This is a genomic window from Janibacter sp. GXQ6167 (genome assembly GCF_041365945.1).
In the GTDB taxonomy this organism is placed as follows: Bacteria; Actinomycetota; Actinomycetes; order Actinomycetales; family Dermatophilaceae; genus JBGFSK01.
The window spans coordinates 1-23,130 of sequence record NZ_JBGFSK010000006.1 but is presented as its reverse complement, the minus strand read 5'-3'; the positions used below and the strand labels follow the sequence as shown (position 1 = coordinate 23,130).

Sequence of the window (23,130 nt, the reverse complement as noted above, 5' to 3'; positions counted from 1 at the left end):
GTGCACACCCGACACCCATGCCAGCGGTCAGAGAGCCCGGAGTCGTGGCCGCTCCGTCGTGCCTTCGCGGGCGGCTCGGAGTGCGTCGGCGAAGCGGACGGTGCCGTCGGCGGTCGCGAGGAAGTTCTCGAACTGCTCGTCGGTCAGCTCGGCGGCAAGGGTGTCGGCGTCGTAGTGGGTCCACCAGTCGGCCAGCTCACCCCAGGTCTGCACGAACGCGCGCAGCGGGTAACGGACAGGTTGCCCATCTCCGGTGACAAGCGGCAACGGACGCGGTGGGGTGCGCTTGCCCTTCTTGATCGACTTCGCGCGAGCCACTGCTGCCTCGGCGCGGGCGTGCAGCTCTGCCTCGCGCCGCTCCCGCTCGGTGGTGTCGGCGTCGCGCATCGCCTGGTAGATCGGATGCACCGGGTCCCCGGCCTCGATCCGCTCCAGCCCGGCGGCAGCCTCGGCGCGCAACGCCTCGGGCTGAGCGGGGTTGTTGGCGATGTCTTCGAGGTAGCCGATCTTCTCCAGTGTCGTGTGCGATGCACCGCCGGGAATCATCGCCGCCGCCTGCTCGCGAGCCTTGCCGAGCGGCCCGTTCGACGGTGGTGCAAAGTTTGCACCACCGCCGTTTCCCGGCTGGTTCTCAGCACTGAACTGTGTCGCGGACTTGCGTCGGGCAGCGTCTTCGGCCATGACCTGCTTGAGTTCGCGGTACAGGCCGGCGGCTTCGAGCTGGGTATAGGGCTTGTGGAGCATGTTGTCGTCCTGCTCGGCGAGGAGCTGCCCGAGCCGGTCGGACAGGCCGCTGCGAACCCACACGTTGACGGTGCGCCAGCCGAGCTTCTTGATCGCGGCCAGGCGTCGTGCTCCGCACACGAGCACGCCGTCGATGGTGATCGTGAGCGGTTGCAGCAGGCCGTCGCGCCCGATGGAGGCGGCGAGGGCGTCGATGTCGCCGAGGTTGGCGCGGTGCCGGGTGCCGACGAGGATCGAATCGACGGTGCGGTCGAGCTGGATGCTGCCGATCTGTGGCTCGGTCACGTTGGCTCACCGCCTCCACCGCTCGGGGCGGCCAGTGCGAGGGCGAGGATCAGGTCGTCGTCGCGGAGCAGCAGGTCGAGGGTCTCGCCGAGCAGCAGCCGGAGCAGGACGCCGCGACCGCTGCTGGTGGCGACGTAGGCCGGGTGTGGGTTCCCGAGTAGCGCTTTCAGGAGCGCGGCCCAGGAGCGGCGCGGCAGGTCGAGCAGTGCCCGTGCGTGCTGATCGCGGCGCAGCGTCTCGTAGGCGGACTGGCGGCTGCCGGCCTTCATCAACGCCCCGCAGACGTGCTCGACAGCGGCCCGTGCGGTGTCGGTTGGCCAGTCGAGCAGGCACAGCATCGCGATGGCGTCCTCGGCCGCCAAGCCAGCGGACATGCACGCCTGCGCCGACCCGAGTCCCTCGCGCGGTTCCGGTTCGAGGTCGCTGGGACGATTGTCGGTGGTGTGGAACGCGGGATGGTAGTCGGCCAGTGCGGTGTCGCGTTCGGAGAACCGTTCGGGGTCGTGGAACGCCGAGACGTGCGCGCGGCGGGCCTGGTGCACCGAGCAGAGCAATCCTTGGGCGCGTTCCTCGTAGACGCAGGTGATTCGCACGGCGTGGGTGATGATCGCCCACGGATCGTTGGCCTGGCGGGTCGAGCGGTACTGCATCGCGTCGAACGCTGCCGTGACTGCTTCCCAGGTGTCGAGCTTGTGCTTCCTCGCCAGAGCGCGGTACTTGTCGGCGGCGAACTCCATCAGGTCGCGGGCTACCGGGTCGTGAACCCAGGCATCCTCGCCGCCCTCGGCGAGGCGATGGAGCAGGGCGCGCAGGCCCTCGCCGGTGGTGAAGTCCTCAGCCCCGTAGGCCGTCGGCTGCTCGGCGCTGGTGTGGGTTGGTGTGGTCATGGTGTCGGCACCTCCTGGCAGGCAGGTGCGCACTCGCTCCCATGAGCGCGTCTCGCATGCCGATGCCGTCGCAGCCATGACCTGTCACCACCGTCAACTCATCGAGACCCCAGGGCGGGACATCTGCGACGCCGGTGCGGTGCTGCGTCCGAACGCCGAGATCGGCGGCAACCGCCGGGCGCGATCCCCGAGACGACGAACACCGGCACCGATGGGGGTGCGGGTGCGGCGTGCGAGTTCGGCCTGGAAGTCGAGGCCACGACCTGCCGCGTGCGCCGAGTGCCGGGCGATCAGGTCGGTGGGGCGCACCCACTCCACGCCGCGCCCACGAACGAGCGCATGCTGCTTGTCGTCGCGGGCGACCTGCGCGGCCCGCACCGCCTCCGGCGTGCTCGTCACTTCGACCGACTCGGGGCGTTCCCTCGGCTCCTCGGGCACCAGCCGTGCCGGATCGGGCCTCGCGGGATCGTTGCGCTGCGGGTTGTCGGTGGTGTTCATGGGGTCGTCTCCTCCCGCTCGTCTGCGGTATCGGTGGTGTCAGTGAGGTGCGCGACGGCGAACCAGCGGCCCACGGTCGAGGGATGCACCCCGAGTTCGCGGGCGATCCGCTTGTTCGACCAGCCCGCCTCGCGCAGCTCCCACCCCAGAGCCCGCCGATCAGCCACACCGTCCTCGCGACGGCGAGGCTCCGTCTCGTCAGACGGCAGCGCAGGCATCGACTCCGTAGCGGCCGTCGAGAACGACGCGGCGTCGGCAGGTTCTTGGTCGTGGTCGGTGGTGCGGGTGAGGATCACGGTCAGGTGCGTGATGGCGAGCAGCACGACGGGCGGCACTGCGGCGACCGAGGCCGCGAGCATCCTGGGCACGTCGGCGTCTGCGGCGACGGCGGCGTGAATGGCGTTTGCCGTCACCGAGACGAGCGCGCCGCCGACCAGCAGCGCCCACGGATACCAGGCCGAGCGTTGCCTGGCGAGGGCGACGACGGCGACCGTGGCGACGACGATGATGCCGTCCACGATCAGCGGCCACGCCCATGCCTGCCCCGCCCCGATACCGGAGCGAGCGGCCAGATCGGCCAGGGAGGTGAACGACAGCCAGAATGCCCCGGCTGCGATGAACACCGTCCCCGCGACCGCCGTCATCGCGGCCCAGCGCCGCCCGTCCGACTCGCGCATCACAGCCCTGCCCTCCCCAAGGCTGCGGACGGTGGGCTCGCCGTGCGACCGAAGCACCGATCCGCGCCCTGGCTCCGCCGACCTGACGTGGCCTCGGGTGCGGGGTGGGTGGCTCGGTAGGCGGAGCGCACGGTCGTGGCGATCTCGCGATCGCCTAGACCCGCCGACTGTGCCGCAGCACCCAGCGCATCGAGCGCATCGGCGGCCGAGACGCCGTTCTCGGCGAGGCGGCAGGCGGCCCAGAACAGGCCCCGGTTCCGCTCGCCCTCACCCCGGCCGGCGACCCACGCCGCCAGCCGCTTCCCATCCACGACCATCGAGGTGCTCTCGGTGCGTGGTGGGGCGACGGGACGCGGGTCGAGGAAATCCCGCAGGCGGGCCGCGTCCACATGACCGACCGAGTGTGCGGCGATGTCGGCGACTTCGTAGCGCCGCATGTTCCCGTCGACGATTCGCCGGGAAGGCGGAGCGATGATGTAGCCGCCGTCTCCCCGGAAATCGACACCCGCGGTGGCTGCCTGCCACGACCGCTGCTCGCTGCCCGGCGTCGCCGGGAAGTACACGTGCGCGCCACCGGTGGGTGTGCGCACCAGCAGACCCGCTCCATCGACGAGCCCCGCGTCGGTGGCGCGCTGGTACGCCGCGCGGCCATTGTGGGGGCCGTGGACATCGACATCGACGACGACAACGCCGGATGGAGCGCCGGTCGGGATGCCGATGTTCGCGTTCGGTGTGCGCGACCACCACGCGGCAACCTGTTCCGGGTCGCTGCTCGCGTCGAGGAACCCACGGCGGGTCAGCGGACGCTTCCCCTCGAGGAGGCACGGGAACACGGGCACGCCAGCCGCCGCGAGACTCCGCGCCGCCCACGCCAGGCTGGGCGAGCGATCCACGCGGATGAGCGCCGCCAGGGCGTCGAATGGCTCGGGCATCACAGCCCCCGCCCTGTCATAACCGGCACAGCACGCGGTCGATCCGCCTCCGCCGCAGGCGTGCGGGAGGTGCGCGGAGTGGGGGTGTCGCGGTCGAGGCCGGGCGGGGTGCCGTCGCCGACCTGGAGCGTGTCGAGCTGGTCGAGGATCGCTAGCGCGGTCTTCCGCACTCGCTCGCCGGTGGCCTGCACCACCTGGACGGGCTCTTGGCCGTCCACGCGGGCGGCCCAGGTCGAGACGTACGGGATCGTGTACCCGGCGGCGTCCATGCCGTGCGCGGCACCGATCATCAGCGCGACGGACTCGGCTTCGACCTCGCGGATGCCGCGATGCTGCCGCGCCTCCTCGTCGTCGGGATCGTGCATCACCACGTGCGCCAGCTCGTGCGCGAGGGTCTTGACCTGCGCGGCAGGGTCCATGTTCTCCCGCACCGCGACCGTGCGCGCCTCGTAGTCGGTCATGCCGTTCGCGCCGGAGATCATCCCCTCGTGCGGCACCCGCAGCACCTCGAACCCCGCGACGCGAATCTGCCCGGCCAGCCCCTCCCACAGCCCCGAAGGTGCTTCGCCTTCCAGCAGCGTCGGTGTGGGCGGCACCGGCAGCGGTTCGCCGTCGGTCTGCGAGGCATCCCACACGTAGGCCGGCCGCGCTCCGACCATCCGCGAGCGCACGATCTCGCCTGCCTTCGGCTTCTCCCTAGGCCCGAGCCGCCGCCACGAGCCCGCATCGGCAGGGGTCGCGCTGGCGAACCGGCCCGTCACCGGCGCGAAGATCATGTAACCCGGCTGGCCCTTCATCACCTGCCGCCCGAGGCCCTGCCACTGCCGGTACCCGGCGACCAGGGTGGGGAAGGGTTCGGGCACGCGGCCTGCCTCGAATGCGGCTTCGTGCTGCACCCAGATCAGCATCGTGTTGTTGAACGACCGCGACCGGAACCGTGCCGCGAAGGCCAGCGCCTGCCGCCAGTCGTCACCCGAGACCAGCGACTCGACCGCGCCGGTCAGTTTCTCGTGCAGCTCGCCGAGCTTCGCTTCCCTTGCCGCGCGGGCGTCCTCATTCGATGCCATGCTCCGGCCTCCTCTTCGGCGGGCCGCGCCAAGGTTGCGCGCGGCTGTACACCTGGCAGGTGGGCGCGAACACCCGCGCCTAGACCGTGAGCTGGACATCGTTCACCTCCTTGAGGTAGCTCGAGCCGAGACCGGGACGCGGCATTGAGCATGCTCAAAATGTCCTGGGGTCCTGTTCTAACACTGACCGTTGAGCATGCGCAAGCCTTGATTTGTGCATGCTCAACGAGTACGGTTGAGCATGCACAACCACCCTTCGGGTGGATCACATGGATGCCTTGCCCGTCGCGAAGGGAAGGGGGTCAGCCACCATGACCGAAGACGAGAGCCAGGCTGCGGCCGAAGACCTCGCCAAGCGTCTACGGCTCCTGATGGATGTCGCCGTTGCCGAGTCCGGCGCGGAACCGACCTACTCGCAGATCGCCGACTACCTCCACGAACGAGGCACCAACCTGTCGCGGTCGCGCTGGACGTACATGGTCAACGGCCACCGCTACGTCCAGGACCCCGCCGTCTTTGAGGGACTGGCGGCGTTCTTCGATGTGGACGCCGCGTTCCTGCTCGGCGAGGACGGTGCCGCTACCCCCGAGAAGGTCTCAGCGCAGCTCGATCTGGTTCGGTCCATGCGGGCAGCGAAGGTGAAGTCCTACGCAGCGCGCACCCTCGGCGACATCTCGCCGAAAGCACTCAATGCCATCACCAAGTTCCTGGACGAGGAAATGACACCAACGCCTGAGCACTGACAGGTGTCGCGCAGGGCGAAGCCGATACCGGTCGCTGCTCCCCACTGAGAGGGGCGAACCGTGAACATAGAACAGGCCGTATCGGCGGCCGTGGCGGGCCTTCAGCTCGGTGATACCTTCACCTTCGACGAGCTCCTCCGCTCTGTGCAGGACCAGCGGCACCGCAGGCTCCGCGTCATCGAGCTCGCCGACCTCGACACGCACGACGGCCTCTGCGCGCTCTGGGTGGCCACTGATACCGACGACCTCGTGCTCCACGCCCACACCGACTCGACACTCCACCGCCAACAGTTCGTCCTGCACGAGTTCGCGCACATGATCCTCGGCCACTGCGAAGGCGATGACTGCACCGTCGACGAGGCGCTGCTGCCCAGCATCCCGCCCCGCACACGCGGACGCCTGCTCCGGCGGCATGACCTCGACAGCGAAACCGAGATCGCCGCCGAGTCCCTTGCCGACCAGCTCGCCGCCGGCATCCGAGGATCGGTGTTCGCCGAATCGGCCTTCTCGGAGATATTCGGATGATCCAGACGCTCGTCGCGACGCTCATGTGGGCGCTCGTGGCGAGCCTGCTCATCTTCCGCCGCAAACGCACCGACCGAAGCATCACCTACGCCGCGCTCACCATCGCCATCGCGATGACGCTGAACGTCGATGGAATCTACACGGCCGTCGATCCGCTCCTCGGCGGAACGAACCTCGCAACACTGCTCGCGGACGCGCTGCTGATGACCGGACTGTTCTTCCTCGGGCGGGGCGTCATGAAGTCCGGCGAGTACCGGCCCGCGCTCGTCCGCGCCGCCGTGAGCGCACCCATGCTCGTGATCTCGCTCTCCGCGATCGCCGTAACGTTCCTGTTCATCGACCGCGGCCCGACGACCACGCAGTTCATGAGCGATCTCGGCGCGCAACCCGCGACGGCTGCCTACTCGATCATCACCTTCGTCTATGGCGGCATCGTCATCGCCGCGATGCTCACCCTCGCTGCCCGGCGATACCGGCACAGCGCCGGTGTCCAGCGCCTGCCCGCAGCACTGCTGACGCTCGGGTCAGCTTTCGGCGTCGCCCTCTGCCTCGCCGTGATCGTCATGGACCTCGCCCACGCCACCGGCCACCTCGACCTCCTGCATGCCATCCAGCCCGCCTACGGGCCGCTCTCGCTCCTGACGTTCCTATTCCTCTGCGCCGGGTTCGCCGCGCAACCCGCCGTCCGCCGCGCCCAGCACCACGCCCGGCAGAGGCACACCATCGCGTACACAGCGCAGCTGGAGCCGCTCTGGCACCGGGCCACGCTCGCGCGGCCCGGGCTGAGCCAGGCCGACCCCCTCGCCGCCAACAGCGAAGACCCCGAAGGACACCTCCACCGCGTGATCGTCGAAATCCGCGACGCGATGATCGACCCCCGCATCACCTTCGACACCAGCCGAACCGAACGCGCCCTGCTCGAACGCGCCGAGAGACACCTCGTCGGAAGCGATAGCGCCGTCGCGAAGCCTCTGCCCGTTCCCAACCTTGAGGAGCGGGAGACGTGATCGGCCGCATCGCCCTCGGCGGCGGGATCACGGCGACCGTGGCCGCCGGAATTGGGTGGGCCATCGCGCGGCGGCTCACTGCACCCGCCGGCCCACGAACGTTCGACCTGACCGTCCGCGGAGTCGAGCACGACGGCAGAGGCGACTTGATCGTGCTCGACCGCACCGACCAGACCACCGCGCCCGGCATCTACAACCTCTGGTTCGAGCACGACCGCTGGGCACAGCTGTCCGCAGACATCATGGATCGCGGACCTACTCGCGTCGCCCGCAGGATCACCAGCACCGCACCCGGCCTGACCCCGAAGGTCGGCGACCATGCCTCCTGGAGCGGCATCTACTACGCCACCCCAGCCGACGCCGAACTCCACGCCCGCGACATCACCATCACCACCCCGGCAGGATCGTGCCCGGCCTGGCGCATCGACGGCGACCCTTCGACCTGGGCGATACACATCCACGGCCTCGGCAGCACCCGCGCCAGCACCATCCGCAGCGTCCGCGCCGCAACCGAACTCGGCTACACCTCCCTCGTCGCCAGCCACCGCAACACCACAGAAGGGCCGCGCATCGGCAGCGGCCGATCAACCCTCGGCCACACCGAGACCGCGGACGTTGACGAGGCCATCGGATACGCCGTCCGACGCGGTGCCCGCCAGATCGTGCTCTTCGGCTGGTCGATGGGAGCCGCCATCGCCCTCCAACTCGCCGACCACCCGCGACACGATGGACTGATCGCCGCGCTCGTACTCGACTCACCAGTCCTCAACTGGACCGAAGTCATCAAGACCAACTGCGTTCGCAGCGGACTGCCCGCAGCAGCCGGGCATCTTGCGATCCCGTGGCTCACCCTTCACCCGCCGCCGCGCGCCGTCGGGTTGCTGGGCCGCATCCCCCTTCACTCCTTCGACTGGACCGCACGATCAGCAGACCTCAGCACGCCGATCCTGATCCTCCACGGCGCCCGAGACGACTCCGTGCCGATCCGGCTCTCAGAAGCATTCCGAGACGCCCGCCCCGATCTTGTGGAGTTGGAGACCTTCGACGCCGGCCACACCCTCTGCTGGAACGCCGACCCCGACCGATGGCAGAACGCAGTGACAACCTGGCTTCAAACGCGTGTCCCGCGCTGATCGGCCGAGCAGAGCGACCACCCTCCGCACCCATCTCGTTCGGCCACGCCCGGAGAAACCCCACTCAAGCCGTACCTCCACCGGTATCATCGTGAGTGTTGGCCTGCCTGGGCCATAGAGCGAGGGAGGACCAACGTGGTCGAGCCGTGGCTGTCCGCAGACGACATCGCCGCCCACCTCGGGGTCACCAAAGACACCGTCTACACCTGGATCGCCGAGAAGGCCATGCCCGCCCACAAGGTCGGACGCCTCTGGAAGTTTCAAGCCAGCGAGATCGACGACTGGGTGCGACGAGGTGGGGCGGCCGCCGACTCCGAACCCTCCCCGCCGGGGTGAGCGCGTCGCTCACTTCGGGCCGCCGCTGACACTTTGTCGGTGGCACTCCATATCCTGATCCACTGCCCAAGACCGGAAGGAGGCGCCTCGTGACAGAAGCGACGACCGACGCGACACTGACGCTTGCGACGCTGCGTGCGGGCCAGCGCCTCCGTGGCTTGGTGCCGGGGCAGACGGTCACCCTGATTGCCATCGATCCCATCGACGCCGAGCTGTTCGAGGTCTTCTACCGTGACGACTCCGGTCGCAGTGGCGCACGTGCGATCACCGACGCCGACGCGGCACGGTTCGAGGTCGCGGGCGACTTCGACTCCGCTCCCGCCTACGATGCCGACCCGGACGAGTTCCGGCTCGCAGCCGAGGCGCTGCGGATCAAGTACGCGGCGCTGTACGACCCGATGGTCGCGGTGAACAGTTCCGATGTTGACCCGCTGCCGCACCAGATTCGCGCGGTCTATGAGGAACTGCTGCCACGTATCCCGTTGCGCTTCCTGCTGGCCGACGACCCCGGCGCGGGCAAGACGATCATGGCTGGCCTGTACTTGAAGGAGCTGATCCTACGGTCGGACTGCGAGCGCGCGATCATAGTCGCCCCGGGTGGGCTCGTGGAGCAGTGGCGCGAGGAACTCAGCCAGAAGTTCGACCTGCGCTTCGAGATCTTCAGCCGCCAGATGGTCGATGACGCCCAGGGTCGCAACGTCTTCGCCGAGCACCCGTTCCTGATCGCCCGCATGGACCAGCTCTCCCGCAGCGAAGACCTGAGCGAGCAGCTCGGCGAAGTCACCTGGGATGTGGCCGTCGTTGATGAGGCCCACCGCATGTCAGCCCACTATTCATCGTGGGCGGGCGAGGTGGATGAGACCAAGCGTTTCAAGCTCGGGCGTCTGCTGTCGGAGACCGCGCACAACTTCCTGCTGATGACCGCAACCCCACACGCAGGCAAGGAAGAGGACTTCCAGCTGTTCATGTCGCTGCTGGATCGCGACCGGTTCGAGGGCCAGTACCGGCAGGGCGTGCACCGCACCGACACCCACGGCTTGATGCGCCGCATGGTGAAGGAAGACCTGCTCACCTTCGAGGGCAAGCCGCTGTTCCCCGAACGCAAGGCCTATACCGTCGAGTACGAGCTGAGCCCGGCAGAACGCGACCTCTACGAACAGGTCACCGAGTATGTCCGCACCGAGATGGGCCGGGCCGAGCGGATCGCCCAGGCCGGGGACAAGAAGCGCGGCAACAACGTCGGGTTCGCGCTCACCGTGCTGCAACGCCGCCTCGCCTCCAGCCCCGAAGCGATCCTGCGGTCCCTGGAACGACGCCAGCAGCGCCTCGACACAAAACTGCGCGACATGCAGCGCATTACCGACGATGCCCGCTTCAGCGCTCCTATCTCCTCCCACATCGACGAATGGACGACAGGCAAGACCACGCTCGACTTCGGGAGCGACGCGCTGCCCGCGTTCTCGGTCGATGATTTCGAGGACTTCGACGAGGAAACGACCGACGAGGAACGCGCCCAGTTCGAGGAACAGGCAGACCAGGTTGTCGATCTCGCCACGGCCGCGCAGACCATCCCGGAGCTGCGGGCTGAGATCGCGATCCTCGAAGACCTCATCAAGGTCGCCCGGCGCGTCCGGCTGCAAGACGATGACAAGAAGTGGGTGCAGCTACGCGCCATCCTCGACGAGCAGCTTCTGACCCACGACGGCTCCGGCGATGCTCGCAAGATCATCATCTTCACCGAGCACCGCGACACCCTTGACTACCTGCAAGCCAAGATCACCGCTCAGTTCGGCCGCGCCGATTCGGTCATCACCATCCACGGTGGCACCCGACGCGAAGACCGCAAGCTTGCCCGCGAACGCTTCACCCACAACCCCGACACCGTGGTCCTGCTGGCCACGGACGCCGCCGGGGAAGGTCTGAATCTTCAGCGTGCGCACCTGATGGTGAACTACGACCTGCCGTGGAACCCGAACCGCATCGAGCAGCGCTTCGGCCGCATCCACCGCATCGGCCAGCGCGAGGTCTGCCACCTGTGGAACATGGTCGCCCGCGACACCCGCGAGGGCGACGTGTTCACCCGGCTGCTGGCGAAGATCGACCAGATGTCGATCGCCTACAACGGCAACCTGTTCAACGTGCTCGGCGACGCCGACGCCTTCCAGGAGCGTTCGCTGCGTGACCTGCTGATCGAGGCCATTCGCTATGGCGACCAGCCCCAGGTCAAGGCCAAACTCGACCGGATCATCGACGCCGGCGTCTCCCACGGACTCGACGAGATGCTCGCCGAGCGCGCACTCCACCCCGAGATGTTCTCCGCGCTCAACCTCGACGAGGTTCGGGCACGCATGGAGAAGGCCCGCGAACGCCGACTCCAGCCCGGCTACATCGCCGCCTTCTTCCTCCCCGCGCTTACCCGGCTCGGCGGGCGCATCCGCAAGCGAGAGAACGGCCGCTACGAGATCACCCGAGTCCCGGCCCGCGTGATCGACACGGCGCGTCGCCTCAACCGGTGGGCGCCCGTCGCTGAGCAGTACGAGCGCATCACTTTCGAGCTCTCACGGATGCACCCCGACGGTCTCGCCGATGCCTCCCTCATCGCACCGGGCCACCCGCTGCTGCACGCCGTGATCGAGGCAACCATCGACGACCTCGGCCCCACCCTCAAGCAAGGCACGGTGCTGGTAGATCGGCGCACAAAGCAGGCAGATGCGCCGATGCTGATGTTCAGTGTCGAGCAGCGCATCGAGAACACCGCGGACGACGCTGACACCGTCTCTCACCACTTCGACTACCCGCTCCTTGAACAGGATGGCACCGTCACGGTTTCCGCTGCACCGCCGTACCTCGATTACGACCGACCGGACTCGACCGAGACCGAGGCCGTGGCTGAGATCGCGGGCGGCGACTGGGCGCGGCAGAACCATGAGAAGCTCGTGCGCGCCTGGGCCTACCGCGAGGGGCTTCAGCCCCGCATGGACGAGATCAAGACCCGCCTCGACATCGAGACCGCGCGCACCCGGGCGCAGGTGAAGGATCGCCTGCTGGCCGAGATCAACCATTGGGACCGCGAACACAACCGCCTCGAAGCCCTTGAACGGGGAGGCACCGTCGGTCGGCTCCGCGCCGAGACCGCACTCATCCGCGCTCGGCAGCTCGATGAGCGGCTGAGCCACCGGCTCGAACAGCTCGATGAGGCCACCAACCTTGTCGCCGTGCCCGCCGTCATCCGCGGCGCCGCACTCGTCATCCCCAGTGCGCTTCTTGTCACCGATCCCGAGCCTGAAGCGCAAACCTTTGCCCGTCAGACCGAGGAAGTCGAGCGTCGGGCAGTCGATGCGGTGCTGGCCGCCGAGCGAGCACTCGGACGCGAACCTGTCGAGATGCCGCGCAACAACCCCGGCTACGACATCCAGTCCACCGACCGGAACGGCTTCGTCCACTACATCGAGGTCAAGGGCCGCATCGAAGGTTCGGACACCTTCACCATCACCACGAACGAGATCACGTTCGCCCAGACCCAAGGCGAACGACACCGGCTGGCCCTGGTCGAGGTATCGACAAACGGCGCTGCACACGACCTGCTGCGCTACGTGAGCGACGCCTTCACCCACCTGGAGCCATCCGCGACCACACGTTCCTATAACGAGGTCTGGCGCGACTACTGGAAACGCGGAGGACCGCCGCGATGACCCACACCACTAACAGCAACCAGCCCGACGCCAGCGAGAGAAGCCCCGTGACCACCGCACCCAAGAAGAAGCTCATCGAAGTCTCGCTGCCGCTCGAAGCAATCAATGCTGAAGCAGGACGAGAGAAGAATATCCGCCACGGACACCCATCGACTCTTCATCTGTACTGGGCCCGGCGTCCTCTCGCGGCTGCTCGCGCCGTACTGTTCTCGCAGTTGGTTGACGACCCCTCTTCACGACCTTACGAGTTCCCGACTGTTGAGGAGCAGGACGCAGAGCGAGCCAGACTGCATCGTCTTATAGAGCGCCTCGTCATGTGGGAGAACATTCATGATGAGTCCCTGCTCGCTCAGGCGCGGGACGAAATCCGCAAGAGCAACGACGGCACGCTTCCCGCTGTGCTCGACCCGTTCGCTGGTGGTGGCTCTATTCCGCTTGAAGCTCATCGCCTCGGTCTAGATGCGAACGCAAGTGACCTCAACCCACTCGCAGTTCTAATCAACAAGGCGCTAGTCGAGATTCCGCCTAAGTTCGCGGGGAGGGCGCCCGTGTTCCCCGGTCTCTCCTCGACTCGACTGGGCTGGGATCACGTCGAAGGACTGGCAGCGGATATCCGCGCGTACGGCGAGTGGATGCGGGATCGCGCGCAGGAGCGCATCGGCGATCTATACCCCAAAGCGGTCCTTCCCGACGGCTCGCGCGCCAATGTGGTGGCGTGGATATGGGCCCGAACCGTTCTCTGCCCCAACCCCGCGTGCGGGATAAGGATGCCCTTGGTGAAGTCGTGGTGGCTGAGCAAGAAGAAGGGCGACGAAGCGTATCTCTCAGCTTCTGTCGTGGAGGACCCAACTAGCCCGGCTAGTAGGCGTATTGGGTTCACCGTCAGCAGGGACAAATCAGGTGCTCCCACCGCTGTGAATGACGGAACCGTCGGGCGGAAGGGCGCCCAGTGTGTGGCGTGCGGAGCAGCTGCGCCTCTCACATACGTGCGGTCTGAGGCGCAAGCAGGTCGTATGGGTCAGCAACTCATGGCGATTGTGGCTGAGGCGAACCGCAAGCGGGTCTATCTGGAACCAACGGAAGAGCACGTATCTGCCGCGAACATCGATCGACCCGATTCTGTTCCTATGGGGTCGCTCCCGCCGCACAGCGTGAGCCCTAATAGCAACCAGACCGTTCGCATCTATGGCTTCACCGACTTTGCCGACTTGTTCACGAATCGACAGCTAGTGGCGCTCACAACGTTCAACAGCCTCGTCGCTGAGGCTCGATCGAAGATACGCGCGGACGCCGGACTCGCACCCTGGGCCTCGGTCGATGAGGCCGAGGTCGAAACCGAGGCGGGCGCCTACGCCGACGCGGTTGCCACGTATCTTGCGATGGGCGTAAGTCGTCTCACTGATATCGCTAATGCGCTTTGCCGCTGGGAGAACACCAAGACGCAGGTGCGCAACCTCTTCGGCAGGCAGAACATACCGATGGTCTGGGACTTCGCCGAAGCTCCTCCATTTGGCACCGCGGCCGGCTCGTACCTGGTGAGCCTCGGCAGCCTGGCCAAGGTCGTAGACGCACTACCTGCTGCGCGTGATGGGCTCGTTAAGCAAGCAGATGCGTCGAGCCGCGACTACTCGAACCTGGTCGTCTCAACTGATCCTCCCTACTACGACAACATCGGATACTCGGACCTGTCGGACTTCTTCTACGTCTGGCTGAGGCAGTCGTTGCAGCCGATCTATCCCTCGCTGTTCTCTACTGTCTTGGTACCCAAGGCCGAGGAATTGGTTGCCAACCCCCATCGAAAGGGCAGCAAGGCGGCCGCCGAGAAGTTCTTCGTTGATGGCTTCAATAGGGTCTTCCATCACATCCGGGCTGGGTATGAGCAGGACGATCAGAAGCTCCTCACCGTGTATTACGCCTATAAGCAGCAGGAGGCCAACTCCGAAGGCGCGTCATCGACAGGCTGGCACACCCTGCTGGACGGATTGATTGAAGCAGGATGGGAGATTACGGCCACGTGGCCGATGAGGACTGAGACATCCAACCGAATGATCGCGAGTGGCGCGAATGCTCTCGCCTCATCGATCGTCCTTGCCTGTCGTCCTCGCCCGACGAATGCTCCTGCGACAACCCGTCGCGCATTTGTGGCCGCGCTAAAGTCTGAGCTTCCTGAAGCGTTGCGCACTCTCATCCAGGGCTCCATTGCGCCAGTTGATCTCGCTCAGGCAGCCATCGGTCCTGGCATCTCAGTGTTCTCTCGCTACTCTCGCGTCCGGGAAGCCGACGGCTCGGCCATGAGCGTGAAGGATGCGCTCTTGCTCATCAACTCAACCTTGGACGAGGTGATTGGCGAGCAGGAGTCGGACTTCGACCCGGACACGCGCTTTGCGGTGAAGTGGTATCGACAGTACGGATGGGGGCAGGAAAACTCCGGAATCGCGGACCAACTTGCGCGCTCCTCTGACACGTCGATCAGCGCGCTGGAGCGCGGCGGCATCTTCGAAGCGAAGGGCGGCAAGGCCCGCTTGCTGTCGCAGTCTCAGCTCGAAGAAGCCTGGGATGCAGCAGCCGATGAGCGAGTCAGCGTCTGGGAAGCAACAGTCCGCTTGGCCGCCGTGATGGCCAAGGACGGCGCTGACAAGGTAGCGGAACTGCTGCCGTCGGTTCAGACGCGCGTGAACTTGGATGCGGTGAAGGAGTTGGGCTTCCTGTTGTTCCATGAGGCCGAGAAGAAGAAGAACACGAAGGACGCGATCCTCTTCAACGGTTTGGTGAGTGCGTGGGGCGACGTGAACGAGCAGGCCCGCAAGTCCGCTTCAACGCCGCGTTCCTCACAGCAGGCGTTCGACTTCGACGAGGACGAGGACTAGGCCATGCCCGGGAAGCGAGACCAAGCCCAGAGCCGTGGCGCAGCCGCGCGCCGCTCTGGCCCGGACCTGACTCCGTTCCGGGCCATCGCAGAGTCGGTCAGCGCCGGTGGTGGTGAGCTCGTCAATCAGGTGTCGGCTCTGATTGAGCAGGCGCAGGCGTTCGCGGCCACTCAGGTGGACGCGACGCTCACTCTGCGGAACTGGTACATCGGGCGGATGATCGACGTGGCCGTGCTGCGCGAGGGGCGCGCCGGGCACGACCAGAAACTTGTTGCATCGCTGGCGCAACAACTGACCTCACGGTACGGCCGAGGCTACGACCGAACGAACCTGTATCGGATGGTGCGGTTCTCCCAGCAGTTCACCGAGCCCGAACTTGTTGCGTCACTGGCGCAACAAGTCAGCTGGACCCACTTCCGCGAGCTGCTTCCGCTCGCAACCGACGACGCACGAGCCTTCTACGGGAGGGAGATCATCGAGCGCCACTTCAGCGTCCGTGAGCTGCGCTACGCCATCTCCCGCAAGGCGTTCGAGCGTCGCGAGATTGCGGACTCCCAGATTCCCGAGGGCTCGGCGGTCCCGCTCGATGCCTTCCGCGACCCGATGCTGCTGGACATGCTGGGCCTGGCCGACACCTACTTGGAACGCGACCTCGAATCAGCACTGGTCCACGACATGGAGGCCTTCCTGCTGGAGGTCGGTCGCGGGTGGGCGTTCGTCGAACGCCAGAAGCGCATGACCTTCGATGGAGACGACTACCACCTCGACCTGCTGTTCTACTCCCGCCCACTGCGTCGGCTGATCGCGGTGGAGCTCAAGGTCGGGAAGTTCAAGCCGAGCTACCAGGGGCAGATGAACTTCTACCTGAAGTGGCTGGATCGGCACGAGCGCCAGGCGGACGAGAACCCGCCATCGGCCTCATCCTGTGTACCGAGGCGAGCCGCGATCAGATCGAGCTGCTCGAGCTCCACAAGGACGGGATCGTCGTCGCGGAGTATTGGACGACGCTGCCGCCCAAGGCAGAGCTCCAAGCTGGTATCCAGGCGGTCTACCGGGAGGCACAGGAGCGGATCGCCCGAAGGCAGCTCACCGCAGCGACGGAAGAAGACTTCGATGAGTAGGGATTGGCCGGCGCGGAACACAGCCTCGGCGGCAGCAGTAGTGGGTTCTAGGAGACAACGATGGCGATGAACAACCGAGATCGAGTAGGCAAGGCGTTCGACCTGCTCTCCGAAGGGCTCCTGGACGAGGTCGATGAGGTCATGACGCGGGCCTACAAGACAGCCGACTGGCCAGCCGCGTGGGCGAAAGAAGATGCCCAGCGCCGGGGCGGGCCACTACGCACGCTGACCAAGCACGATGTGCAGGTACAGCTCCGTGCCATTACTGAGCAGGGCTACCACTTCAAGGACGTGCTCTCCCGCGCCCAGCAGGGCTTCGCGTCCGAGCTACGCGAGACTCGGAACCTGTGGGCGCACAACGAGCCCTTCAGCTCCGACGACGCATCACGCGCACTCGACACGATTGAGCGGCTGCTGCACGCGGTCGGCGCGGTCGATTCCGCCGAGGACGTACGGAAGCTGCGCGTCGATCTACAGCGCACGGTGTTCGAGGATCAGACCCGCAAACAGGTGAAGCGTACGAAGGTGTCGCTCGAACCTGGCTCCGGGCTGCGTCCGTGGCGTGAGGTGATCCGGCCCCACGATGACGTGGCGCGCGGCGCGTTCACCGCATCGGAGTTCGCCGCCGACCTTCACCTTGTCCGCACGGGTCAGGCGACGAGCCCCGAGTACGGCGATCCAGTCGAGTTCTTTACTCGCACCTACCTCACCGAGGGCTTGCGCGACCTGCTGTCGCGGGCGCTGCGACGCCTGAACGGGGAAGCCGGCGCGAGCCCGGTGGTGAACCTGCAAACCAACTTCGGTGGTGGCAAGACCCACTCGATGCTGGCGCTGTACCACCTGTTCAGCGGCACTCCAGTCAAGGACTTCCCGCAGGAGCTTCAGGAACTCGTCGCCGCGAACGGCAACCCTGACCTCAGCGCACTCGATGTCCGAAGGGTCGCACTCGTCGGCACCTACCTGAAGGCCGGGTCGCCGATCATCAAGGACGACGGCACCGAGGTTCGCACTCTCTGGGGCGAGCTCGCCTGGCAGCTCGGTGGGCGTGAAGCCTACGACCTGATCGCCGAGGACGACCGCGCCGGCACCAACCCCGGTGAAGCGCTGCGCACCCTGATCGTGCGCTACTCGCCGTCCCTGATCCTGATCGACGAGTGGGTGGCCTACGCCCGCCAGCTCGTCACGGACAAGGAACTCCCGTCCGGCTCATTCGAGACGCAGTTCACCTTCGCGCAGTCCCTGACCGAGATCGTGCGCTCCGTGCCTGGCGTGATGCTCGTGGTCTCGATCCCGGCCTCCGACACCGGCACCGAAGGACGCGGCAGCGACATCGAGATCGGCGGCGCGAACGGGCAGCTCGCGCTCGAACGACTCCAAAACGTGATCCGCCGTGTCGCCGACCAGTGGCGGCCGTCGAGCAAGGACGAGTCGTTCGAGATCGTCCGCCGCCGTCTGTTTCAGGCTCCGAACGCCGAAGGACTCACCACGATCTCCGCTGTGGCGCGCAGTTTCACGAACCTGTACCGGAACAACACCGCGCTGTTCCCGCGCGATGCGGCATCGCCGAACGACGACTACGAGAAGCGCATCCGCGCCTCGTACCCGCTGCACCCCGAACTGCTGGACCGCTTGTACGAGGACTGGTCGACGCTGGAGCGGTTCCAGCGCACCCGTGGCGTTCTGAAGCTCGTCTCGTCGATCGTGCACGAGCTGTGGGCATCGAACGACGCCTCGCCGCTGATCCTGCCCGGCAACGTGCCACTGGATGCGACGACCGTGAACACTGACCTGACGCAGTACCTCGAAGATCAGTGGAAGCCGATCATCGACTCCGACATCGACGGCCCCGGCTCGACCGCGCAGCAGATCGACCTCGACCGCCCCAATCTCGGCCAGCGCTTCGTCACCCAGCGCATCGCACGCACGATCTTCATGGGCGCAGCACCTCGGATCAAGAGCACCCGCAAAGGGCTCGACAAGCAGTACCTCTGGCTCGGCACCGCGGTTCCCGGTGACACCCTCGGGAACTTCGGCAGCGCCGTCGAACTACTCGCGCAGCGCTCCACCTACTTCTACGAGGAGCAGGGCCACTACTGGTTCGACACCCAACCGTCCGTCACGAAGACCGCGAACGACTACGCCGAGCGGCTCCGCGAGGACGTTGAGACGGTGTGGAACGAGATCAGCCGTCGCCTCCAAGGAGAGGAGCGCGTGCGCGGTGTGTTCGACCGGGTTCACATCGCCCCGTCGTCCTCCGCCGACATCCCCGACCTCGAAGACACGCGCCTGGTGATCGCGCACCCGCGGCACGCCCGACGCAAGCAGGACGGCGCCGACTCGGCCGCGCATGCGTGGGTCCGTGACGCTATCGAGAGCAAGGGTGCGAGCCAACGCATCCACCGCAACACGCTGATCTTCATGCTCGCCGACAAGAGCGAGCTGGAGAGCCTCGAAGCCGCGACCCGCAGCTACCTCGGTTGGAAGCGAGTTCAGGCCACCAGCGACAGCCTCAACCTGTCCGCGCAACAGCGCAAGCAGACCGACGACTGGGTGTCCCGACTCGATCAGACCGTCTCCGACCGCATCCGCGACACCTTCGTCTGGGCGGTCTACCCCGAGCAGTTCGACCCGACCAAGCCGTTCGAACTCGTCGCCGACAGGGTGCCCGATTCCGGCGGACGATCCCTGGCCGAGCGCGTCAGCGCCAAACTCGGACGTGAGGATCAGCTCGTCACCGACTTCGGCGCGCCGATCCTCGGAGCCACCCTGCACCACGAGCTCGGTGCGCTCTGGCGAGATGCCGGGGAGATCACCGTCGGCGAGCTGTGGGGCTACTTCACCCGCTACACCTATCTGCCCCGCCTCGTCCGACGCGAGGTCCTCGACAGCGCCATCGAACAGTCACTCTCGGCAGTGCTCGTCGACAACGAACGGTTCGCCATCGCATCAGGCAAGGACGCAGAGACCGGTCGCTACCGCAGCCTGCTCATGGCACCGAACCCGAACACCCGGATTCAGATCACCGACAGCACCCTGCTCATCGAAACCGAGCGCGCCCAGAAGCAAGCCGATGCCGACCGGATCGCGGCCGCACGCGAAGCCGCGATGAACGCCGCCGCTGACGGTGACCTCGCGGCCGTTGGGCCGGTTGACTTCGTGTGGACTGGCAGTTCGTCCGCCGAGGGCGATGAGCCGTCCGAGGCCGAGTCAGCGCTGGAGGCGGTGCTCGCTCGCTTCTTCGGCTCGGTGAAGATCGACTCCGACCGCTACGCCCGCGACATCGGCAACGTGACCCGCGAGGTGATCGACCGCCTCGCCGGAGCAGGCGCACGGCTCGACATCACCATCGACATCCAGGCCACCAAGCCTGGCGGCTTCGACGAGTCCGAGGTCCGCACCATCGGCGAGAACGCCCGCGTCCTCAAGTTCGACCCCAGCTCCGGCTTCGAGAAGAGCTGAGGGCGCCGGTGGCTCGATTCGGAAACGATCAGACGAACATCGGTCGCCTCGATGTCCGCACGGTGGACGAAGGCGGTCGAGTTGAGGCCTTCTTCATTCCGACCGAGCCACCACATGAAGAGTCCTCGGCACACCGGCGCTTGGCTGAAGGTGTGAAGCTCGTGGAGCTCGACGCTGCAAGGGGCATCCTGAAGATTCACCCCATCAACACACTCTCAAACCACAGCGAGTACCTTGGCCCGAAGTACGAGCAGGTGCAGACACTCTCCCTGGAAACGTCGTTGCTGGACGAGTATTACGAGGGCTCCGACTTGGAGTCAATCTTCGAGACGCTGCCGCCCGGATTCGTCAAGGACTTCGCCTACGGTCTCGGGTTGCTCAAGGACTGCAACCGGCTGATTCGGTTGATCGAGACAAATACTCCCTGCACAGAGATCATCTTCACTGACGGCGACAGTGCCGCAGTCAACGGGACAGGGTTCCACCTCGGCCTATCGCGGTTCGCTGCGATCTGGGCCGAGATCGGTCGTATCAATGACCGGGGAAATCGTGCGGCGGGTCGAGTGAAGGACGTATTCGTACACAACGACCTCGCCGCGACGCTTGGTCTCGCCAGCGCCGACTTCTCGCTTGGGCGACACCCGGACTCGCGCGTGATCGCGAAGGCCGCCGACGGGATCGAAGAGCTCAGTAGCGTTGAACGTGATGCGTTGGTCGAAGCGGTTGCGTCCGAGTCGGCAGCGATAGCAGCGGGATCGCCCCAGAAGTTTCAGCAGCTCAAGCGAGATATCGAGCTCGTCAGCCTTGACCGTCTTATCGAGGCGTACGCAGAGGCCTTGGAACAGGGCAAGGCCGAGCCGTACTGGCAAGCCTTCTTCGATGACAACGCCTTCGCGCTGCAACAGGTCTTCGGAGCCCCGATGGTCAGCGTGCGCTCGGGAGCGAGCGTAGGCGGTCGTGGACTGTCAGGAAGCGGCGACAAGATCGCGGACTACTTGTTCAAGAACTCGCTCACGAACAACGTCGCTCTGGTGGAGATCAAGAAGCCGACTACGCAGCTGCTGGAGGCTCGTGAGTACCGCCAGGGCGTGTTCGGTCCATCGAAAGAGCTGAACGGCGCTGTCTCCCAGGTGCTCGATCAGGCGTACAACCTGACGAAGAACCTCACCGGCCTGAAGGAAAGCTCGCGTCAATGGGACTTGGAGTCCTACGCAGTCTCGTGCTTCGTGGTTGCCGGACGGACACCATCTGCCAGCGATCCTGCAAGGCAGAAGTCGTTCGAGTTGTATCGGGCGAACTCCCGCAGCGTGACGATCGTGACCTATGACGAGATTCTTGAGCGACTGAGACTGCTTCGCGACTTCCTCACGCCGGCCTCGCGCACAGCCGAAGGGGTCTGATCGAGATGGCACGCCCACCTGCATGGAGGCACACGCTCGACGAGGCTCGGCGACAGGCTCTCGTCGCGATCGACTTCTACAACCGTCCCGGTGATCGGCGCAGCTTCAGTGACTTCATCGTCCACATCCACCTCGCGTGGCAGAACCTGCTTCATGCTGACCGGATGCGCCGCAAGGCGGAAATCTTCTACCGCGAGTCAGGCCCTCGACGTCTCTTCAAGCGAAACCCGGACGGCTCGAAGAAGACCTGGGACCTGAGCCAGTGCCTCAGGCATGAGTTCAAGGACAACGACCCGATCAGGGCCAACGTAGAGTTCTTCGTCGGGCTGCGGAATCACGTCGAGCACCGATTCCAGGATTCGGTCTTGGTTGCTACGGCCGCCGAGGCGCACGCTTGCATCATCAACTTCGAGGCGGAACTTGTGCGCCGGTTCGGCTCCCGCGAGACGCTGGGTTCAGAGCTGAAGTTCCCCGTCTTCGTGCAGTCGCTCAGCCCTTCGAGGTACGAGGAGCAACGCAATCTCCGGCGCGGGCTTCCGGCGGCCGTCGCAACCTTCATCACCGAGTTCCAAGTCGGCCTACCTGACGAGGTGCGCAGTGACGAACGATTCGCCTACCGCCTCCTGCTGCTTCCGATGAAGGGACCGAAGACGGAGGCGGACCTCGCGCTCAACTTCGTGCGACAAGAAGACCTCAGCGAAGAGGAGCTTCAGGCGCTCCTCGGACAAGAAGGCAGCGTGATCGTTGCTGAGAAGTACCGCGAAGCAGTGCACGGCGATGAGATGCTGCCCAAGGCGGCTGCGGCTGCGGTGGAGAAGCGCATTCCGTTCAAGTTCAGAGTCAACGACTTCACCGCCATCCGGAAGGCGTGGCAGATCGGCCCGGCCAAGAGCGGTGACAAGGAGCAGTTGCCGAAGTCAGACGGCTACTGCGTCTACTCACCCGCGTTCAAGCAGTTCGTCTACCGGCCGAAACTCGTCGACCGGATAGTCGGAGCGGTCGATACCACCGAGAAGTACCAAGCGCTACTTGGCCGCTCACCGACCATGAAGGATTTGGACGGACCCTGAGCGGGCGCCCAGAAGATCGAGTGCCTGCGCAGCCTGTAGCGGCAGAACTCCGTTGCCAAGCGCGGTGATCTGCTGGTTCTGTGTCAGCTCGGCGTTGCCGGTGACCCATCCGCCGGGTAGGCCCATGAACCATTCGACGAATGCCGGTGCTGGGCGTGGGCCGTCGGCGTCGTTCAGGAGTGCTGGCGCGGGCGCTGCCCGTCCGGTGATGTGTTCCCAGCGGGTGATGGCGTCGGCGTAGCGTCCCCAGCGCTGAACAGTCCGTCGATCAGGGACCACAGCGTCTCCGACTCGGCCCTCCTGCTCGGTGAGCCAGCCGGTCCGTGGAGCGCGAAGTCGATGATCTGGTGCGACAGCCCGATCGTCCCGTGCCTCGCTCGCACCTGGTCGAGCGTTTCCCCGCCGCGCGAGGAGTCCGTCGCCAGTGGGGTGCGGAACAGTGCGCCGGGCGAGGGCGAAGATGCGGAAGCGTTGGTGAGGAGCACCGACAAGGGAAGCCGGTAGGCCGATCCATCGCGCATCCAGCCGCAGGTCGGCCAGATCGCCGAGAACATCGCTTATGCGGAATTCCGCATAAGCTATGGTATGTCGACCTTGGGGTTATGTTGACCGGCTCGGTGGGTGCCCTGGCCGGGAGGGGCTGACCAGGTGAGCTGGTCGACATAACCATCGCAGGGTCATCGGTTC

Annotated in this window: 17 protein-coding genes; 11 read left to right on the top strand and 6 right to left on the bottom strand. The window is 66.1% G+C overall.

The window, feature by feature from the left end; translation table 11 throughout:
- Positions 1–27: 27 nt before the first annotated feature.
- The 6 genes from AB8K43_RS10240 to AB8K43_RS10215 form a co-directional block, all read right to left on the bottom strand.
- Complete coding sequence (locus AB8K43_RS10240) at positions 28–1,029, bottom strand: ParB N-terminal domain-containing protein (protein WP_370894020.1); 1,002 nt, start codon at positions 1,027–1,029, stop codon at positions 28–30.
- On the bottom strand, positions 1,026–1,916 hold the full coding sequence (locus tag AB8K43_RS10235) for a hypothetical protein (protein WP_370894018.1): 891 nt from the start codon (positions 1,914–1,916) through the stop codon (positions 1,026–1,028). The genes AB8K43_RS10240 and AB8K43_RS10235 overlap by 4 nt, the downstream gene beginning before the upstream one ends.
- A gap of 93 nt (positions 1,917–2,009) precedes the next feature.
- Positions 2,010–2,414 carry a hypothetical protein gene (locus AB8K43_RS10230; protein ID WP_370894016.1) on the bottom strand — a complete coding sequence of 135 codons (405 nt, stop codon included), beginning with the start codon at positions 2,412–2,414 and terminating at the stop codon, positions 2,010–2,012.
- Positions 2,411–3,091 carry a DUF2637 domain-containing protein gene (locus AB8K43_RS10225; RefSeq protein WP_370894014.1) on the bottom strand — a complete coding sequence of 227 codons (681 nt, stop codon included), beginning with the start codon at positions 3,089–3,091 and terminating at the stop codon, positions 2,411–2,413. Before AB8K43_RS10225 ends, AB8K43_RS10230 begins: the two co-directional genes overlap by 4 nt.
- A complete protein-coding gene (locus AB8K43_RS10220) occupies positions 3,091–4,023 on the bottom strand; it encodes a bifunctional DNA primase/polymerase (protein ID WP_370894012.1) in 933 nt (310 codons plus the stop codon). Before AB8K43_RS10220 ends, AB8K43_RS10225 begins: the two co-directional genes overlap by 1 nt.
- Positions 4,023–5,090 carry an ImmA/IrrE family metallo-endopeptidase gene (locus tag AB8K43_RS10215; RefSeq protein WP_370894010.1) on the bottom strand — a complete coding sequence of 356 codons (1,068 nt, stop codon included), beginning with the start codon at positions 5,088–5,090 and terminating at the stop codon, positions 4,023–4,025. The genes AB8K43_RS10220 and AB8K43_RS10215 overlap by 1 nt, the downstream gene beginning before the upstream one ends.
- Positions 5,091–5,401: 311 nt before the next feature.
- Between AB8K43_RS10215 and AB8K43_RS10210 the strand changes: the two genes are divergently transcribed.
- From AB8K43_RS10210 to AB8K43_RS10160, 11 genes are all read left to right on the top strand, one after another.
- Positions 5,402–5,833 (top strand): hypothetical protein, encoded by a 432-nt coding sequence (locus AB8K43_RS10210; protein WP_370894009.1) that lies wholly within the window; start codon positions 5,402–5,404, stop codon positions 5,831–5,833.
- A gap of 60 nt (positions 5,834–5,893) precedes the next feature.
- Positions 5,894–6,358: a hypothetical protein gene (locus AB8K43_RS10205; protein WP_370894007.1), complete on the top strand. Its 465-nt coding sequence runs from the start codon at positions 5,894–5,896 to the stop codon at positions 6,356–6,358.
- Entirely contained in the window at positions 6,355–7,365 is a 1,011-nt protein-coding gene (locus AB8K43_RS10200) for an MAB_1171c family putative transporter (protein ID WP_370894005.1), read from the top strand. Before AB8K43_RS10205 ends, AB8K43_RS10200 begins: the two co-directional genes overlap by 4 nt.
- Positions 7,362–8,498, top strand: coding sequence for an alpha/beta hydrolase (locus AB8K43_RS10195; protein WP_370894003.1), 1,137 nt, complete (start codon positions 7,362–7,364; stop codon positions 8,496–8,498). The genes AB8K43_RS10200 and AB8K43_RS10195 overlap by 4 nt, the downstream gene beginning before the upstream one ends.
- Positions 8,499–8,633: 135 nt before the next feature.
- Complete coding sequence (locus AB8K43_RS10190) at positions 8,634–8,834, top strand: helix-turn-helix domain-containing protein (RefSeq protein ID WP_300149317.1); 201 nt, start codon at positions 8,634–8,636, stop codon at positions 8,832–8,834.
- 89 nt (positions 8,835–8,923) lie between these two features.
- On the top strand, positions 8,924–12,526 hold the full coding sequence (locus AB8K43_RS10185) for a helicase-related protein (RefSeq protein ID WP_370894001.1): 3,603 nt from the start codon (positions 8,924–8,926) through the stop codon (positions 12,524–12,526).
- On the top strand, positions 12,523–15,393 hold the full coding sequence (locus tag AB8K43_RS10180) for a DUF1156 domain-containing protein (RefSeq protein WP_370893999.1): 2,871 nt from the start codon (positions 12,523–12,525) through the stop codon (positions 15,391–15,393). The genes AB8K43_RS10185 and AB8K43_RS10180 overlap by 4 nt, the downstream gene beginning before the upstream one ends.
- 3 nt (positions 15,394–15,396) lie before the next feature.
- Complete coding sequence (locus AB8K43_RS10175) at positions 15,397–16,584, top strand: PDDEXK nuclease domain-containing protein (RefSeq protein ID WP_370893997.1); 1,188 nt, start codon at positions 15,397–15,399, stop codon at positions 16,582–16,584.
- Entirely contained in the window at positions 16,575–19,973 is a 3,399-nt protein-coding gene (locus AB8K43_RS10170; protein WP_370893995.1) for a DUF499 domain-containing protein, read from the top strand. Before AB8K43_RS10175 ends, AB8K43_RS10170 begins: the two co-directional genes overlap by 10 nt.
- Before the next feature lie 8 nt (positions 19,974–19,981).
- Positions 19,982–21,373, top strand: a complete 1,392-nt coding sequence (locus AB8K43_RS10165) for a Shedu immune nuclease family protein (protein WP_370893993.1) — start codon at positions 19,982–19,984, stop codon at positions 21,371–21,373.
- 5 nt (positions 21,374–21,378) lie between these two features.
- Entirely contained in the window at positions 21,379–22,443 is a 1,065-nt protein-coding gene (locus AB8K43_RS10160; RefSeq protein ID WP_370893991.1) for a DUF3644 domain-containing protein, read from the top strand.
- Positions 22,444–23,130: the final 687 nt, after the last annotated feature.

Excerpts from the sequence above, each read along its gene's own strand:
- AB8K43_RS10210 (WP_370894009.1), top strand. The coding sequence starts at position 5,402 with ATGACCGAAGACGAGAGCCAGGCTGCGGCCGAAGACCTCGCCAAGCGT.
- AB8K43_RS10230 (WP_370894016.1), bottom strand. The coding sequence starts at position 2,414 with ATGAACACCACCGACAACCCGCAGCGCAACGATCCCGCGAGGCCCGAT.
- AB8K43_RS10220 (WP_370894012.1), bottom strand. The coding sequence starts at position 4,023 with ATGCCCGAGCCATTCGACGCCCTGGCGGCGCTCATCCGCGTGGATCGC.
- AB8K43_RS10215 (WP_370894010.1), bottom strand. The coding sequence starts at position 5,090 with ATGGCATCGAATGAGGACGCCCGCGCGGCAAGGGAAGCGAAGCTCGGC.
- AB8K43_RS10170 (WP_370893995.1), top strand. The coding sequence starts at position 16,575 with ATGGCGATGAACAACCGAGATCGAGTAGGCAAGGCGTTCGACCTGCTC.
- AB8K43_RS10175 (WP_370893997.1), top strand. The coding sequence starts at position 15,397 with ATGCCCGGGAAGCGAGACCAAGCCCAGAGCCGTGGCGCAGCCGCGCGC.
- AB8K43_RS10160 (WP_370893991.1), top strand. The coding sequence starts at position 21,379 with ATGGCACGCCCACCTGCATGGAGGCACACGCTCGACGAGGCTCGGCGA.
- AB8K43_RS10235 (WP_370894018.1), bottom strand. The coding sequence starts at position 1,916 with ATGACCACACCAACCCACACCAGCGCCGAGCAGCCGACGGCCTACGGG.
- AB8K43_RS10225 (WP_370894014.1), bottom strand. The coding sequence starts at position 3,091 with ATGCGCGAGTCGGACGGGCGGCGCTGGGCCGCGATGACGGCGGTCGCG.
- AB8K43_RS10200 (WP_370894005.1), top strand. The coding sequence starts at position 6,355 with ATGATCCAGACGCTCGTCGCGACGCTCATGTGGGCGCTCGTGGCGAGC.
- AB8K43_RS10180 (WP_370893999.1), top strand. The coding sequence starts at position 12,523 with ATGACCCACACCACTAACAGCAACCAGCCCGACGCCAGCGAGAGAAGC.